The organism is Acidovorax sp. GW823-FHT01C06 (assembly GCF_058798375.1).
In genome coordinates, this window is record NZ_JBXAKN010000008.1 from 233,550 (window position 1) to 249,764 (window position 16,215).

General features: G+C 67.5%; 11 protein-coding genes, 2 tRNA genes and 1 riboswitch. Of the genes, 7 read left to right on the forward strand and 6 right to left on the reverse strand.

Features of this window, described 5'->3' with window-relative positions:
• Window positions 1-64: 64 nt before the first annotated feature.
• Window positions 65-784: a helix-turn-helix transcriptional regulator gene (locus AC1RCS_RS17575; protein ID WP_492245428.1), complete on the reverse strand. Its 720-nt coding sequence runs from the start codon at window positions 782-784 to the stop codon at window positions 65-67.
• A 167-nt stretch (window positions 785-951) separates the two neighbouring features.
• Between AC1RCS_RS17575 and AC1RCS_RS17580 the strand changes: the two genes are divergently transcribed.
• Entirely contained in the window at window positions 952-1,956 is a 1,005-nt protein-coding gene (locus tag AC1RCS_RS17580) for an alpha/beta fold hydrolase (RefSeq protein WP_492245427.1), read from the forward strand.
• A gap of 99 nt (window positions 1,957-2,055) precedes the next feature.
• Here AC1RCS_RS17580 and rnr read toward each other — a convergent pair whose 3' ends face one another.
• Window positions 2,056-4,386 carry a ribonuclease R gene (rnr, locus tag AC1RCS_RS17585; RefSeq protein ID WP_218297710.1) on the reverse strand — a complete coding sequence of 777 codons (2,331 nt, stop codon included), beginning with the start codon at window positions 4,384-4,386 and terminating at the stop codon, window positions 2,056-2,058.
• A 19-nt stretch (window positions 4,387-4,405) separates the two neighbouring features.
• On the opposite strand from rnr, the gene AC1RCS_RS17590 reads away from it, so the two are divergent.
• Both AC1RCS_RS17590 and AC1RCS_RS17595 read left to right on the forward strand, forming a co-directional pair.
• Window positions 4,406-4,490, forward strand: a tRNA-Leu gene (locus tag AC1RCS_RS17590).
• Between the two features lie 187 nt (window positions 4,491-4,677).
• Window positions 4,678-4,762 (forward strand) — tRNA-Leu (locus AC1RCS_RS17595).
• 138 nt (window positions 4,763-4,900) lie between these two features.
• Here AC1RCS_RS17595 and AC1RCS_RS17600 read toward each other — a convergent pair.
• Window positions 4,901-5,338 (reverse strand): GNAT family acetyltransferase, encoded by a 438-nt coding sequence (locus AC1RCS_RS17600; RefSeq protein ID WP_492245516.1) that lies wholly within the window; start codon window positions 5,336-5,338, stop codon window positions 4,901-4,903.
• 34 nt (window positions 5,339-5,372) lie between these two features.
• Window positions 5,373-8,117 (reverse strand): DUF349 domain-containing protein, encoded by a 2,745-nt coding sequence (locus AC1RCS_RS17605; protein ID WP_492245426.1) that lies wholly within the window; start codon window positions 8,115-8,117, stop codon window positions 5,373-5,375.
• 945 nt (window positions 8,118-9,062) lie between these two features.
• Between AC1RCS_RS17605 and AC1RCS_RS17610 the strand changes: the two genes are divergently transcribed.
• The 4 genes from AC1RCS_RS17610 to AC1RCS_RS17625 all read left to right on the forward strand — a co-directional run bounded on the left by AC1RCS_RS17610 (window position 9,063) and on the right by AC1RCS_RS17625 (window position 13,008).
• Complete coding sequence (locus AC1RCS_RS17610; protein ID WP_492245425.1) at window positions 9,063-9,905, forward strand: lytic transglycosylase domain-containing protein; 843 nt, start codon at window positions 9,063-9,065, stop codon at window positions 9,903-9,905.
• Between the two features lie 96 nt (window positions 9,906-10,001).
• Window positions 10,002-10,157: riboswitch (ZMP/ZTP riboswitch) on the forward strand.
• 35 nt (window positions 10,158-10,192) lie between these two features.
• On the forward strand, window positions 10,193-11,437 hold the full coding sequence (gene glyA / locus AC1RCS_RS17615; RefSeq protein WP_218297714.1) for a serine hydroxymethyltransferase: 1,245 nt from the start codon (window positions 10,193-10,195) through the stop codon (window positions 11,435-11,437).
• A 21-nt stretch (window positions 11,438-11,458) separates the two neighbouring features.
• On the forward strand, window positions 11,459-11,908 hold the full coding sequence (gene nrdR, locus AC1RCS_RS17620) for a transcriptional regulator NrdR (RefSeq protein ID WP_218297715.1): 450 nt from the start codon (window positions 11,459-11,461) through the stop codon (window positions 11,906-11,908).
• A 197-nt stretch (window positions 11,909-12,105) separates the two neighbouring features.
• Entirely contained in the window at window positions 12,106-13,008 is a 903-nt protein-coding gene (locus AC1RCS_RS17625; RefSeq protein ID WP_492245424.1) for a DMT family transporter, read from the forward strand.
• Between the two features lie 10 nt (window positions 13,009-13,018).
• Here the strand turns inward: AC1RCS_RS17625 and AC1RCS_RS17630 are convergent, their stop codons facing one another.
• Complete coding sequence (locus AC1RCS_RS17630) at window positions 13,019-14,845, reverse strand: bifunctional metallophosphatase/5'-nucleotidase (protein ID WP_492245423.1); 1,827 nt, start codon at window positions 14,843-14,845, stop codon at window positions 13,019-13,021.
• A 110-nt stretch (window positions 14,846-14,955) separates the two neighbouring features.
• On the reverse strand, window positions 14,956-16,053 hold the full coding sequence (gene aroC / locus AC1RCS_RS17635) for a chorismate synthase (RefSeq protein ID WP_218297718.1): 1,098 nt from the start codon (window positions 16,051-16,053) through the stop codon (window positions 14,956-14,958).
• Window positions 16,054-16,215 lie beyond the last annotated feature (162 nt).

The window sequence follows — 16,215 nt, forward strand, 5'->3', positions numbered from 1 at the left end:
CGGCCAGCGCGTTGTCCGCGCCACGGCCGAGGCCGCACGCCGCCCACCGCCGCCAAGGAGGCCTTCACCGGCCCACCAGCGTGACCTCCTTCAGGGGCTTGAGCACGCTGGAGGGGGTCATGCCAAAGGTCTGCCGGAACATGCGGCTGAAATGCGCCGAATCGGAGAACGCGCCCTGCAGCGCAGCATCCGTCAGCCGGGGGCTGACCGCGAGGTTCGCCATGGCCAGCCGTACCTGCGACCACACCTGGTAGCGGCGCAGGCTGACGCCCATCTCCGCCCGGAACAGGTGGTTGAAACGCGAGGCCGACAGCTGCACGGATGACGCCAGCCCCTCGCGCGCCCACCGCCCGTCCCGGGGGCTTCGCAGGGCCAGCAGGCCGCGCGCCACGCGCGGATCCAGGGGCGCCGCAGCATGCCCACCCCCGCACCGCAGCAGGGCCTGCAGATCGAAGTGGCGCAGGTAAGCGTCCATGGCGCTGCGCGAGCCCACGGCCCTGGCCGCGTCGAGGACCACACCATCGTGCTGCTGGAACGGGCCCCGCAGACCCCGCGCCTCGGGAGAGTCGGGCTCCAGGTACATCAGCGCCACGTGCTCTCCGCAGGGGTCGAACACATGTTCCACCCCGGCGGCCACCAGCGCGCTGTGGCACGTCTCCACCCGCCCCGGCTGCCAGTGCAAGGCAAAGCGCCCCGACAGGCCGATGAGCAGCACCGGCGACGCATGGCAGTGCCAGCCCGTGGAGGGAAGGTCGCCCAGATACAGCGCACGGTCGGCGCCCAAGGTCAGTGTGTTCCGTGCTGGCATGCGCATAGCCCAAACATACAAGTTTTCTCGCACGGTTCCCGATAGCCTTCGCCATCCCCGTCCATGCCCCCCATTCCAATGCCCCCGCGCGGGCAGGACAGGCGTGCGCCGGCCCACCCACGACAACCTCTGGAGACCCCTCCTTGAAACGCATTGTCCTTGCTGCCGTGGCAGCTTTCGCGCTCGCCGCCACGGCGCTGTACCACGGTGCCCCCTCGTTGTTCACGGAGCCCTTGCTCGCGCTCAATCGCAGCCTGTCGGGCCTGGAGGAAAAGACCGTCGCCGCCGCGATGCACCAGATCCACTACCTGGACAGCGGCGCCACGCCAGGGCCCCCGGCGCAGGGCGCCACCAGTTCCCCCCGCGTTCCGGTCGTCCTCTTGCACGGCATCTTTGCCGAGAAGGACCACTGGGTGGAGTTCGCCCGCCCGCTCACAGCCACCCACCGGGTGATCGCGCCAGACCTGCCGGGGTTCGGAGAAAGCACGCGCCGCGAGGACCAGGCCTATGACTACGCCGCCCACACCGAACGCCTGCGCAGCCTGCTCGATGCACTGGGCATTGAAAAGGCCCATCTGGCAGGCAACTCCATGGGGGGCACGATCGCGGCGCTGTTCGCCGCAGCACACCCCGAGCGCGTGGCGAGCGTGGCCTTCATCGGAGCACCACACGGCATCCGTTCACCGCAACCCAGCGCCATGGACCACCTCATCGACAGCGGGCAGCGCCCGCTCGTGGCGCACGACCCCGCGGCGTTCGACGCCATGATGGCGCTGGTGTTCGAGAAACGCCCTTTCCTGCCGTATCCCATCCTGCACGCCACGCAGCAGGACGCGCTGCGCAACGCGGCATCCAATGCGCGGCTCTGGGATGCACAGCTCAAGGACCGCTATCTGCTGCAGGAAAAGCTCGCCGCCCTCGAGCAGCACCCCACTCTGGTCCTGTGGGGCGAAAGTGACCGCGTCTTCCACCCCTCCGGCATGCGGCCCCTGAAGGCGGCCCTGCCGGGAGCACAGGTGGAGGCACTGCGCGGGGTGGGCCACCTGCCGATGATGGAAGCGCCCCGGGACACGGCGCTGCGGTATGCGGAATTCCTGCGACACCCCGGGGCGCGGCCCTCCCGCTCCATGTCAGAGAAATCCCATTGAATCGACCCCTGGCGCTCTTCTGGAAAGCGCTGGAAGCTATCAAATATATAGCAAACTCCCGCCCGGGAGACGGTTCACCCCGGGTGGAAGCCGGGTGGGTCAGCCCCGGCGCGGCTTGCGCCCCTTGCCCTTGCCGGACTTGCTGCCGGCCGCGGCCTTTTTCACCGAGGCCTTGAGCTCCTGGATGGGCGAGCGGGCCGCGCGCTCACGCGTGAGCGATGCGAGTTCGGTGCTGGACGCCTCGGGCGCGGGGCCACGCTTGCGGGCTGCCGGGCGGCCCCCCGCCTTGCGCGCGCCGCCGGGGCCGTCGGAGGCAACGCCCTTGTCCTTGAGCGCGCGGCCGAGCAGCTCCTCCCCCTCGCGCACCAGGCGGAAGTCGATCTTGCGACCATCGAGGTCCACGCGGCTGACCTGCACCCGCACCCGCGCGCCGATGGCGTAGCGGATGCCGGTGCGCTCGCCGCGCAGCTCCTGGCGCGCCTCGTCGAACTTGAAGTACTCGCCACCCAGCTCGGTGATGTGCACCAGGCCTTCGACGTACATCGCGTCGAGCGTGACGAAGATGCCGAAGCTCGTCGCCGCGCTGACCACGCCGCTGTACTCCTCGCCCAGGTGCTCGCGCATGTACTTGCACTTGAGCCAGGCTTCCACGTCGCGGCTGGCCTCGTCGGCACGGCGCTCGTTGGCGCTGCAGTGCAGGCCCGCGGCCTCCCAGGCCTGCGTATCGCGGCTCGGCGGCTTCACGTCCTTGCGCGGCTTGGTGCCGGGCGCCGCCACGCGGGCGGCCAGGCGCTTGGCCAGCTTGGCGTGGGCCTCGCCCGGCGTCGGCAGCGACGGCAGCGCGTATTTGGTCTTGCCCAGGATGGCCTTGATGACCCGGTGCACCAGCAGGTCGGGATAGCGCCGGATGGGGCTGGTGAAGTGCGTGTAGGCCTCGAACGCCAGGCCGAAGTGGCCGCTGTTGACGGGCGTGTAGATGGCCTGCTGCATGGAGCGCAGCAGCATGGTGTGGATCTGCTGCGCGTCCGGCCGGTCCTTGGTGGCCTCGGCGATGGCCTGGAACTCGGCGGGCTTGGGATCGTCGCCGATGGTCATGCCCACGGCCATGGCCTTGAGGTAGTTGCGCAGGATTTCCTGCTTCTCGGGCGTGGGGCCTTCGTGCACGCGGAACAGGCCGGGCTGGCCGCCCTGCGCGATGAAGTCGGCGCTGCACACGTTGGCGGCCAGCATGGCCTCCTCGATGAGCTTGTGCGCATCGTTGCGGGTGCGCGGCACGATCTTCTCGATGCGGCCGTTCTCGTCGCAGATGATCTGCGTCTCGGTGGTCTCGAAGTCCACCGCGCCACGCTGCTGGCGCGCCACCAGCAGGGCGCGGTACACGTCATGCAGGTTGAGCAGGTCCTTCACGCGGTCCTTGCGCTTGCTGGCCTCGGGCCCGCGCGTGTTGGCCAGAATGGCCGCGACCTCGGTGTACGTGAACCGCGCATGGCTGAACATCACGGCCGGGTAGAACTGGTAGGCATGCACCTCGCCCTTGGCGGTGACCAGCATGTCGCAGACCATGCACAGGCGCTCGACCTCGGGGTTGAGCGAGCACAGGCCGTTGGAAAGCTTCTCGGGCAGCATGGGGATCACGCGGCGCGGGAAGTAGACGCTGGTGGCGCGGTCATAGGCATCGATGTCGATGGCGCTGCCGGTCTCCACGTAGTGGCTCACGTCGGCGATGGCCACCAGCAGGCGCCAGCCCTTGGCGCGGCCGACCTTGGCGGGCTCGCAGTACACGGCGTCATCGAAATCGCGCGCGTCCTCGCCGTCGATGGTGACCAGGGGCACGTCGGTCAGGTCCACGCGGCGCTTCTTGTCCTGCGCGCGCACCTTGTCGGGCAGTTCCTTGGCCTGGGCCAGGCACTCGGCCGAGAACTCGTGCGGCACGCCGTACTTGCGCACCGCAATCTCGATCTCCATGCCGGGGTCATCCACCTCGCCGAGCACTTCGGTGATGCGGCCCACGGGCTGGCCGAACAGGGCCGGCGGCTCGGTCAATTCGACCACGACCACCTGGCCGGGCTTGGCGGCGCCGGTGGCACCCTTGGGGATCAGTACATCCTGCCCGTAGCGCTTGTCCTCGGGCGCCACCAGCCAGACGCCGCTTTCCTGCAGCAGGCGGCCGATGATGGGCTGGGGCGGGCGCTCGATGATCTCGACCACGCGGCCCTCGGGGCGGCCGCGCCGGTCCTGGCGCACGATGCGCACGCGCACGCGGTCCTTGTGCAGGACAGCGCGCATTTCGTTGGGGGGGATATAGATGTCGCCTTCGCCATCGTCGCGGATGACAAAACCGTGTCCGTCACGGTGCCCCTGCACGCTGCCTTCAATTTCGTCCGACAGATGCGCGGACTGCGCGCCGGGGGTGGTTTTTTTGATATACAATCTTAGTCTTTCCTGAAATGCCCAGGTGGCGGAATTGGTAGACGCACTAGTTTCAGGTACTAGCGAGTAACATCGTGGAGGTTCGAGTCCTCTCCTGGGCACCAAGTTTAACGAGAACCTGTGAAGGTTTTCAAAATATCGAAGCCGCTGTGAATACAGCGGCTTTTTTATTTCCCGCCTCCATGCCCCGACGCCGCTTCCCGAGACGCTGGCGGAATGAATTTAAAAAAATCTTCATCCACTCGCCAGAAGCCGCAATTACTTGTTCTATAATTCGAGGCTGATCTGAAAGCCCAGGTGGCGGAATTGGTAGACGCACTAGTTTCAGGTACTAGCGAGTAACATCGTGGAGGTTCGAGTCCTCTCCTGGGCACCAAACAATAAAAAAGCCGTTGCAACCGCAACGGCTTTTTTTATTCCTGCCCCGCCCTCGACAGGCGGGCAACGGGCGGCTCTTCGTGGCCATCAATGCCCTGCGCAGTCCACGCTCCGGACAAGCCCTCCCCGGCCCTGCTCAAAGATCAGGTATCAACCGCTTGCCCAATGAAAACGCCTCGTCGCGCGCATAGCCGAGGGCATCGTAGAAATGCAGGACCCGGGCATTGCTGGTGCGCACCAGCACATTGACCTTGGGACACCCGAGCCGCAGCAAGCGCAGCTCCACCTCCGCCATGAGACGGCGCCCCAGCGCCAGCCGCTGATGCCCCGGCGCCACCGCGAGGTAGTACACGGAGCCCCGGTGGCCGTCATAGCCCGCCATGGCGGTGCCCACGAGCCGTTCCGCCATGCCGTCTCGCGCCGGCACCACCGCCACCAGAAAAAGTTCTGGCTGCACCAGAAGCTTGCGGGCGATGTCCTTGTGAGGATCGTTCCAGGGGCGGACGAGCCCGCAGTCGTGCCACAGCGCCACCGCGGCAGCCTCATCGGCCGCCTCGAAAGGCCGGATGTGCACCGGCAACCCGCCAGCCATCGCTTCTTTGGCCCTCTTACTTGCGCAGCAGTGCCTTGAGTGCGTTCTGAAGGCGGCGCGCATTGGCCGCGTCGCTGGCGCTGGCCAGCACGCGGGCCGCGTCCTGCCCCCAGGTCTGCGCTGGCGCGGGATCGTTGCGGCGCGTGAGCAGTTGCAGCTGCAGCATGCGCCGGGCGGCGATGTGCTCCGCGGGCGTGGGCGCCTCTGCGGCCACCTCCAGGCGCAGCAGCGCTTCCGAGGCATCGCCCTTCGGCGCCGCCGACAGGGCCTGCGCCCAGGCGTTGCGCACCGATGCAGTCACACCCGCTCCGAGATCCTGCGTGCTGGGCACCAGGCCCGCGTCGCGCTTTTCCCACGCGGTCAGCAATTGCGTCAGTGCCTCGCCGTGGGCTTGCGCCGCCAGTTTTTTCAGGGCCAGCTGGGCATGCTCCATGGCTTCGCGCTGCGCGCGGAAAGCGGTGTCTCCCAGGCGCGGGCCCCGGTCTTCCTGCGCAGGACGGTCGCCGAAACGGCCACCCCGGTCATTGCGGTCGCCAAAACGACCGTCTGGACGCGGGCCGCCACGGCCGGCATCACGGTCGCCAGGGCGGCCATCCCTGCGGTCGCCGGGGCGCGCACCACGGCCCGGCGCAGCAGGCGCATCCTTCTTCATGCCCGGCCGGTCGTCACCGCGCACGGCCACCACGGGCCGCGCCACGGGCTTGGGTGCCACGGGCGCCGGTGCGCAAGCCACCGGCTCCGCCTCCACACCCTCGGCCACCGGATCCGCCGGAGCTTCCGAAGCGGATTCAGCCGCCATGGCGGACTGGCTCTGCTCGTCCTTCTGCGCCGAGGCCACGGCCTGCGCGGCCTGCGCCTGACCGCGCAGCGCGGCCTCCAGCGCCTGCATGGCAGAGCGGATCTGCTGCGCATCCCCCGTCGCATTGGCGGCTTCCAGGGACTTGGAGGCCTCCAGCACCACGCGGTCGCGGGCGCTCAATTCGGTGACTGCGCGCTCACGGTCTGCGGACTTGCGGTTGAAAGCCTCGTCGATGGGCTTGCGGAACGCGTCCCACAGCTTTTGCTCGTGCTTGCGGTCCAGTGGCACCGTCTGCGCCTCGGCCTGCCAGCGCTGCTGGAGCGCCTTGACCGCATCGATGCGCAGCGCGGGCGCAGCCCCCAATGCGGTGGCTTCGTCGATCATGGCGTGGCGACGCGCCAGGCTCTCCTTCTGGGCTGCTTCCAGCGGGGCCGCCGCCGAGGCGATGGCCTGCTTCCACAAGGGCTGCAGCTCGGCAAAGATCTTCTCGCCCACATGACCACCTTCGCGCCAGCGGTCGCCAAACTGGTGGAGCGCGCGGTTGATGGCCTTCCAGTCACCCGACGCCGCGTGCGCTTGCGACCATGCCTTGAGCTCCTCGATCAGTGCCAGGCGCTGCGCCTTGTGCTCGGCAGCCTCCGTGCGGATCTTGTCCAGCCAGGCCTCGACCACCTTGTGGGCCGCGTTGCAGGCTTCATCGAATTTTTTCCACAGCGCATGGTTGGGTGCGCCCCCCTGGTCCGCCTGCTTCCATTGGTCGCGCAGGTTGCGCAGGATTTCCTGCATCTTGCGGCCACCCAGGGCCTGGCCTTCAGGACGGTTGAGCAAGGCCTCGGCCTTGGCCACCAGGTCCTCGCGCACCTGGTCGGCACTCCAGCGCTGCCAGCCCTCCAGCTCGCCAGCCGCCACCAGGGCCGCGTGCACCTGCTGCTCCAGGGCATTGTCGATGTGCTTTCCATGCACCTTGAGCACGGCGCGCAGCGCGGCTGCAGCACCCGCGCTGGCCTTGCCATGGCCTTCGGCGGTTTCCTTTTCGAGGACGGCCAGGGCTTCGCGCACGCTTTGCGCGGCCTTCTCGATCACTTCAGGAGCCGCCTTGGGCTTGGCCGCACGCGCAGGCTTGGCCGTGGCCGCCGCAGCAGCGGCCTCCGTGGGCAGGCCGCGCGCGGCGCGCAGCTCGTCGGCCCATACGGGCACGGGCGGCAGTGCAGCGCTCGCATCGGCCGCGGCCGCCACGGCCTGGGCGACGGCGGGCTGGAAAGCCTCCCACACCACCAGCAACTGGGTGCGCGACGCATCGAGCAGCGCAGGAAAGCGCGCTTCCACGCTCGCCCAGCTGGCATCGCTGGTGAGTTCCTGTGCCTGTTCCTGCCAGCGCGCCACATCGGCACGCAGGAGTTCGAGCGCCGCCTGCGCATCGCGCCAGGGCTTGGTGGAAAGCACTTCGATGCGCTGGGCCAGCAGCACGGCGGCCTCCCGCTGCACCTGCACGCGATGCTGCAGGTCTTCGATCACTTTCACACGGTCCGCGACCTGCACCTTGAGCAGCGACAACGGCTCGCGCGACAGCGGCGCACCGGCCTTGGCCGCATCGCGCTGCCAGGCCATGGCATCGGCGATATTGAGCTTAGGGGCCGCAAGAAGGGCCTGTGCCTTTTCCGCCCACTCGGCGGCGATGGCCTCCTGCCCCTTGGCGCGGCGGATTTCGTCAAGGCGCTCTCGCACCGCGCGGGCTGCGCCCTTGTCACGGCCGCTCAACTCCTTGAAGACCTCCTGCAACTGCTCCGGGGCAGGCTGCGTGGCCAGCCAGTCGCGGATGCGGGAGGCGCGCTCACCAGAGGTGGCGGCAGAAAAGGCGCCGCCGGTCAACGCATCAAGCGGATGCGGCTCATGGGTTTTGGCCGGGGCCGGATTCACTTCAGGTGCGTCGGACATTTTGCTGCGGGAAAAAAATGGAAACATGGATCCAATGGATAACAAAGGCTCCCCCAGGCGCATTGCCTGGAGGCCCGCCCTGGCAACCGCACTGCACGCGCGCCAAGGCAACAAGGAGACTATTTTCACCGGGTTCGGCCAACAGACCGCAGCATGGCGCTGCGCCAAACCCCGAGGGTGATCTGGCACAAGGCTTTGCCAGACGGGCTGACATGCTGCGACCCCCGCAAGGGGCATCGCCCGCGACTCCGGGCGAACTGTCGCCGCTCTAGGGAACAGCCCCCATTATCTATATATAAGCGCCGCTAGCCCAGACAGCCCGCCAGCACAAACAAGAAAGCCCGGCGGACAGTGCCTCAAGGCCTGCCTGCCGGGCTTGACGGCTGACACAACGGTCTTTGCCATCGGTCGCAAATGCGGAGATGAAGGTCCACACTGCGAGGAGGCAAGGTATTGCCTCCAGGGGGTGCCTTGGAATCCTCATCTGCTGCACCAGGGCACTGAATGCCTTTGGAGGGAGACTTGGTTTCGTCTGGCGATGCCTGAAATCAACAGGCAACTGAACCTTACCAAAGTAGTTGCCGCAGTTCAAACTGGATTCTCAATGGCGAAAAGTCCACCGATTGAATTTGACATGAGCTTGTAACAACCCGCCTGAGGCCACAGGCCCCAAACGTCCGCCGGCACCCCAAAAACTGTGATTTTTTACATGTTTTTTATAACTTATTAGTCTAATGATTTAATTCATTAGTATTGACTAAGCATTTAGTGACCTCCTAGAATCCGCCAGCCCCAAAAACAGGCTAGTAAAAACCCCAACCCGCTGCCGAACCCGGCTAAGTCAAACCAGGCCCAAAGCACCCCAGAGATGTGCGGCCCACTTGATGGCGTACCAATCCAGGCGACCCGCTGAGACGGGACAGTCACCGATGACTGCCCAGGCTCAGTGCGGCGCTTCAGAAAGGAAGAGCTATGACAGCGTCAGGAAAAATAGTCTCCGGCGTGCGGACCTTCGTGGCCGACGTGACCGAAGGTTTTCTTGAAATCACCCACAACAGCTTCGCCCTCATCGGCCTGGCTGTGGCCTTTGTCGTGATCACCCTCACGGCCCGCCCGGACCTGCGCCAGGCAGGCGAAGCGCAATTGATGAACTGGCTGCAGGCCCGCCAGGTGGAAGTGCTTGGCATGCCCATCGAGCCGGAGGCCAGCGAGCGCGCCACGGCGGGCAATCCCAAGGACCTGCCCCAGGAGCAGGCCGCCGTCGCGTTCTGGCTCAGCAAGAAGTACCGCGTTGCCCCCGAGCCGCTGAGCGTGCTGGTGGCAGAGGCCTATGAAATTGGCGCGAAGTCCAAGATCGATCCCACGCTGATCCTGGCCATCATGGCCATCGAGTCGAGCTTCAACCCGTTTGCGCAAAGCGCGGTGGGCGCCCAGGGGCTGATGCAGGTGATGACCAACGTACATACCGACAAGTACCAGAACTTCGGGGGGCACTTTGCGGCCTTCGATCCCGTGAGCAACCTGCGCGTGGGCGTGAAGGTCCTGCAGGAATGCATTTCGCGCGCGGGTTCCGTGGAAGGCGGGCTGCGCTTTTACGTGGGCGCCGGCAACCTGGCCGACGACGGCGGTTATGCCGCCAAGGTGATGGCCGAGCATTTCCGCCTGCGCCAGGTGGCCGGTGGCCGCTCCATGCCCACCGCGCCACCGCCCACGCTGTCCACCCAGGCACCCGCCCAGGTCATCCCGGTGTCTGCGCCGCCCGCGACGCCAGCGGCGGTGGCGGCCGACAAGGTGGCCCTGCTGACGGGGCTCTGAGCCGATCCTGTGCCGCCGGCCGGGGCGCCATGACCCCGGGGCGCACGGCACTTCGCGCGATGCGACACAGGTTGCGCATGCCACGTCAGCTACACTAGCGGGGTACGCGACTGGCGATAGGCGCGGCATCCCGCACACAGGGTGCTGCCGCTGACGTGGAAACCAGCAAGGGCTTGCCCCTTGTGAACCACTGGGAAGCGTGCCGCACGGGGTTCATCCTTCTGCGTTCCGCCGTTCGCCTGGGCAGCCCTTGTTTCAAGGGACACAAGTTCATAGGACTGCCAATCATGTACGACCGCAATATTCTTGTCGAACAAACCGACCCCGAGCTCTTTGCCGCCATCCAGGCTGAAAACGCCCGGCAAGAGCACCACATCGAGCTGATCGCGAGCGAGAACTACGCCTCCCCCGCCGTGATGTGGGCGCAGGGCACGCAGTTGACCAACAAGTACGCCGAAGGCTATCCCGGCAAGCGCTACTACGGTGGCTGCGAGCATGTGGACGTGGCCGAGCAGCTGGCCATCGACCGCGTCAAGCAGATCTTCGGTGCCGAGGCCGCCAACGTGCAGCCCCACTGCGGCGCATCCGCCAACGAGGCCGTGTTCCTCGCGTTCCTCAAGCCCGGCGACACCATCATGGGCATGAGCCTGGCCGAAGGCGGCCACCTCACGCACGGCATGCCGCTGAACATGTCGGGCAAGTGGTTCAACGTGGTCTCCTACGGCCTCGATGCCAACGAAGCTCTGGACTACGACGCCATGGAGAAGAAGGCGCACGAAACCCGCCCCAAGCTCATCATCGCCGGTGCCTCGGCCTACAGCCTGCACATCGACTTCGCACGCTTTGCCAAGGTGGCCAAGGACGTGGGCGCGATCTTCATGGTGGACATGGCCCACTACGCCGGCCTGATCGCCGCGGGTGTGTACCCCAACCCGGTGCCGCATGCCGACGTGGTCACCAGCACCACGCACAAGAGCCTGCGCGGCCCCCGTGGCGGCATCATCCTGATGAAGGCCGAGCACGAGAAGGCCATCAACAGCGCCATCTTCCCCGGCCTGCAAGGCGGCCCGCTGATGCACGTGATCGCTGCCAAGGCCGTGGCCTTCAAGGAAGCGCTGCAGCCCGAGTTCAAGGCCTACCAGGAGCAGGTGGCCAAGAACGCCAAGGTGGTGGCCGAGACACTGACCGCGCGCGGCCTGCGCATCGTCTCCGGCGGCACGCAAAGCCACGTGATGCTGGTGGACCTTCGTGCCAAGGGCATCACGGGCAAGGAAGCCGAGGCTGTGCTGGGCGCCGCCCACATGACCATCAACAAGAACGCGATCCCCAACGACCCCGAAAAGCCGATGGTGACCAGCGGCGTGCGCATTGGCACCCCCGCCATGACCACGCGCGGCTTCAAGGAAGAAGAAGCCCGCATCACGGCCAACCTGATCGCCGATGTGCTGGACAACCCCCGCGACGAGGCCAACATCGCGGCGGTGCGTGCCAAGGTCAATGCGCTGACGGCCCGCTTCCCGGTCTACCGTTAACTTCACCGGTCAGCAGCCGCCATGAAATGCCCCTTCTGCAGCAACCTGGAAACGCAAGTCGTCGAAACGCGGGTTTCTGAAGATGGGGTGTTCATCCGCCGCCGCCGCCAGTGCGGCGCGTGCGACAAGCGCTTCACCACCTACGAACGGCCGGAAGTGAGCTTCCCTGCCATCGTGAAGAAGGATGGCCGGCGCATCGAGTACGAACGCGCCAAGCTGCTCGCTTCCTTCAATCTGGCGCTGCGCAAGCGCCCGGTCAGCACGGACCAGATCGACAGCGCCATCGAGCGCATCGAGGAAAAGCTGCTCAACCTCGGCCAGCGCGAAGTGATCTCCAGCCGCATCGGCGAGCTGGTCATGCGCGAGCTCAAGAAGCTCGACAAGGTGGCCTACATCCGCTTTGCCAGCGTGTACCGCAGTTTCGAGGACATCGACGACTTCCGCGCGATGGTGGACGAAGTGCGCAAATAGCCGCCGCGGCGCCCACGGCCCGTTTGTTGCCGGGCTGGGCTGCCCACGCACCCGCCGCCAGCCAGCCAGGCCCAGCGGCCACCTTGGCGATACGCTATCAAAAATATAGCTTTCGGCGCTTGAAGTAAAAGCGCCAGAGGCTATTTTCATGGGCAAAACACCCCCCTGGTGCACAGAAACACCGCGGCTGCCCGACAATGCCTGCGGTGAAAACCCGCCACTTCCTGCAGCTGGTGCTGCTGTCGGCCCTCTGGGGCGCTTCGTTTCTCTTCATCCGCATCGCAAGCCCGCTGCTGGGGCCCAACGTGATGGCCGCCCTGCGCATCGGGCTGGGCACGCTGACCCTGGTCGCCATCATGCGGGCGGCCGGCGAGCCCTGGCCGTGGCGCCACTGGCGCGAGCTGTTCGGGCTGGGCACGCTCACCGTGGCGGTGCCGTTCCTGCTGTATGCCTGGGCAGCCTTGCACCTGCCGGCGGGCTACAGCTCATTGCTCAACACGATGGCCGTTCCCTTCAGCGTGCTCGCGGCCGCGTGGATGAAGGAAGACACGCTGAGCCAGCGCAAGTGGCTGGGCTGCCTGTGCGGCTTCGCGGGCGTGGCCCTGATCGTGCAGCTCGGCCCGGTGGAGCCCACGCCGTCCCTGCTGGTCGCGGCACTGGCCTGCATCATCGCGTCGGCCTGCTACGGGGTCTCCACCACCTGGATGAAGCGGGCCACCACGCGCATGTCGCCCCTGTCGATCGCCGCGGGCATCCACGCCGCCGCGCTGGTGCTGCTGCTGCCGGGCGCCGCATGGAGCCTGCCCGAAGCCCGCTTCACCCCCGGGGCCGTGGCGGCGGTGGCGGTCATGGGCATCGCCACCTCGGGCCTGGCCTACTGGCTCAACCTGCGCGTGCTCGCCCAGGTATCCCCGGTGGCGGCGATGAGTTCCGCGTTCATGATCCCGCTGTTCGGGGTGGCCTGGGGGCATGTGTTCCTGGGCGAGGCCCTGGGCCCCGGCATGCTCTGGGGCGGCGTGCTCGTGCTGGTGGCCACCGGCCTGGTCACGGGCTTCAACCCGCTGCGCTGGCTGGGGGCACTGCGCCCGGGCAAGGAATAGCCGCCGCCGCTCAACGCACGGCGCGCGCGACGGACGTGATGCGGTTGGTAGCAGGCACGGCCACCGGACTCTGCGTGCGGAAGTAGGCCTCCAGCGCGTCCAGGTCCAGCCCGCCCACCAGGCGGTCGCGCCCTTCGGTCAGCACGGTGAAGTTGTCTCCGCCGCTGTCGAGGTAGCTGCTCATCACCACGCGCACCTGCATGTCGTCGCGCAGCGCAGCACCCTGCAGCACCATCTGGCTGACGCGCTCGCCCGCCGGCCGGGACAGGTCGAACTGGTAGGCAAAGCCCGATGAGACCGACAGCACGCGGGGCCGCTGCACGGTGTTGCTGCCGCTGGCGAACTGCTGCTCCAGCACCGCCCTGATCTGCGCGCCCGTGAAGGTCTTCACGACCAGCTGGTTGCCAAAGGGCTGCACGGCAAACAGCTGCCCGTAGCGCACCAGGCCCTGCGCATCCGGCACCAGGTCGGCACGCAGCCCCCCCGGGTTCATGAAGGACAGCTGCGCCCCGCCCTGCTCCGGCGCGCGCGTGGCGTGGAGCTGCGCATCGGCGACCAGGTTGCCCAGGGCGCTCTCCAGCGAGGGCGTCAGCACGCGGCGCAGGGCCGACACGGCCTGCCCCACCGGGCGCTGCGCCAGCGGTATGGCCGCCGCGCGGTAGGTGTCGACGATCTTTTGCACCGCCGGATCGGCCGGGAAGGAAGGCACGGCCGAGGTCATGGGCACGTGTCCCTGGCTGCCAGTGAAGGCCTCTCCCTGCACGATGACGTTGCGCGCCGTCTTGCGCACCACGCGGCGCGTGCGGGTGTCCACACGCAGTTGGATGTCGGTGAGCAGCGTCCCATACTGGCCTGCACTGGTCAGCAGGAAGGGCCTGGCGGGATTCACACGGGCGTAGTCGCACACGTAGGCCTGGTGCGTGTGGCCGGAGACCACCACGTCCACCGCGGGGTCCAGGCGCTCCAGGATGGGGACGATGTCGCCGGAGAGGCCCGCGCAGCTGGTCTCCTGCACGCCGGCCGTGGTGTTGCCGCCTTCATGGATGACGACCGCGATCACGTCGGCGCCCTGCGCCTTGAGCTGGGGAATCAGGGCATTGGCCGTGGCCGCCTCGTCCTCGAAGCGCAGCCCGGCCACGCCCGAGGGGCTCACCATGGTGGGCGTAGCCTGGAGCGTGAGCCCGATGACGCCCAGCGTCACCGTGGTGCCACCCTGCGTGAAGCGCTTGAGCCCCGTCGCGGGCAGCAGTGTCCGCCCGTCCTCGACGCGCACCGTGTTCGCGGCCAGGAAGCCAAAGCGGGCGCCCTTGAATGGCTGGCTGATCTGGCAGGGCTGGCGCGCCGTGAACTTCTCGCAACCTCCCTGCTGCAGGCGCAGCAGCTCGCGCCAGCCGCGGTCGAACTCATGGTTGCCCACCGCGTTGAAGTCGATCTGCATCTCGTTGACGGCCTCGATGGTGGGCTCGTCCAGGAATAGCGAGGACACCAGCGGCGACGCACCGACCATGTCGCCGGCGGACACGACCGCGTGGTGCGGCCCCCGCGCCTTGAGGGCTGCGATGGCGCTCGCGAAGTACGCCATCCCGCCCGCGGGCACCGCCACCGGCCCTGCGGGGCTTGGGACGGCATGCGCCATGCGAGGCGGCTCCATGTTGCCATGCAGGTCGTTGAAGCCGATGAGCGTGATGTCGATGTGCGCGGGTGCCGGATCGCCGGCCCATCGCGTGGCCGTGCCACAACCCGCCAGCAGGCCCCCGAGGACGCCCGCCGCCGCGAGCACCGCGCCGCCGCGCGCCCATCCTGAACCACGGAATGCCTGTGCCAACAACCTGCGCATGGAGAGTGCCTTGTCCAGTCCAGTAAAAAGGGCGCGCATCCCTGCACGCCCCGCAAACCACGGCGGCGAAGCGCCCGGGCCGGGCCCGGTGCGCTGTGCCATGCCGATTCCTACAGAAACGATGCCTGGATGGGCGGCACCGGCGGCACCACATCGCCACACTGCGCGCGGTGGCGCAGGGCATGGTCCATGACGACCAGCGCCAGCAGCGCCTCGGCGATGGGCGCAGCGCGGATGCCCACGCAGGGGTCGTGGCGGCCCTTGGTGACGACCTCGGTGCTCTTGCCGTGCACATCGATCGATTCGCGCGGGCTGATGATGGAGCTGGTGGGCTTGATCGCGATGCTCACCTCCAGGTCCTGCCCGGTGCTGATGCCGCCCAGCACGCCGCCCGCGTTGTTCGTGCGAAAGCCCTGGGGCGTCATCGAATCGCCATGCATCGTGCCCCGGTGGGCCACGCTGGCAAAGCCCGCCCCGATCTCCACGCCCTTCACCGCGTTCAGGCCCATCATGGCGTGGGCGATGTCGGCATCGAGCTTGTCGTACAGCGGCTCGCCCAGCCCCACGGGCACGCCGGTGGCCTGCACGCGGATGCGGGCACCGCAGGAATCACCGGCCTTGCGCAGGGCGTCCATGTAATCCTCGTACTGCTGCACGTCGGCCACGGGGGCGAAGAAGGGATTGCTGCGCACGTGGTCCCAGCTCTCGAACGGGATGGACAGGTCGCCCAGCTGTGTCATGCAGGCGCGGAACTGCACGCCGTACCGCTGCGCAAGCCACTTCTTGGCCACGGCGCCAGCGGCCACCGTGGGCGCCGTCAGGCGGGCGGAAGACCGGCCTCCGCCGCGCGGGTCGCGGATGCCGTACTTGTGCCAGTAGGTGTAGTCGGCATGGCCGGGGCGAAAGCTCTCGGCGATGTTGCTGTAGTCCTTGCTGCGCTGGTCGGTGTTGCGGATCAGCAGCGCAATCGGCGTGCCGGTGGTCTTGCCTTCGTACACGCCCGACAGGATCTCCACCGCATCGGGCTCGTTGCGCTGGGTGACGTGGCGGCTGGTGCCGGGGCGGCGCCGGTCCAGGTCGGCCTGGATGTCGGCCTCGGCGAGCGCCATGCCGGGCGGACAGCCGTCGATCACGCAGCCAATGGCCGGGCCGTGGGATTCACCAAAGTTGGTGACTGCGAATAGGGATCCGAAAGTATTGCCGCTCATGGCGCGGGATTATCCCAGAGCGGCCGCACGGCCGCGCCTTGCCCCCGGGGTGATGGCCCGTGCCGTGCGCCAGGAGCCCGAAGGCGGGCCCTCCGTGCGGTGCGGATACCACGCGCCACCAACCTGCTTGGCATCGCGGGACGCGCTTGCTAGCATGGGTGG